Below are 246 nucleotides of genomic sequence, written 5' to 3'. Positions count from 1 at the left end.
ACTCAGAGGCTTGGCTGAGCGTTTGATTTACAGCATTGTTTTTATTTGCAACCTGACTTAACTCACCTCCTAATTCACTTAGCTCTTTTGATTGCTCTAAAATATCGCGAATTAATTGCTGTAAGTTGTCGAGAAATCGATTGAACTGCGTTGCAAGTTCAGAAAACTCATCTTTAGACGTTATAGCGATCCTGCCAGTTAAATCGCCATCACCAGAGGCTATATCGTTAATACGAGAAGTTACAT

General features: G+C 39.0%; 1 protein-coding gene. It reads right to left on the bottom strand.

The features are described 5' to 3' along the window. On the bottom strand, positions 1-246 hold a 246-nt coding region (locus AAEY68_RS21520; protein ID WP_350586882.1), incomplete at both ends, for a HAMP domain-containing protein.

This window comes from Pseudoalteromonas sp. RB2-MNA-CIBAN-0110 (genome assembly GCF_040309305.1).
Classification (GTDB): Bacteria; Pseudomonadota; Gammaproteobacteria; order Enterobacterales; family Alteromonadaceae; genus Pseudoalteromonas; species Pseudoalteromonas arctica.
The sequence above is the reverse complement of the archived record's forward strand: the minus strand, read 5'-3'. Positions and strand labels throughout refer to the sequence as shown.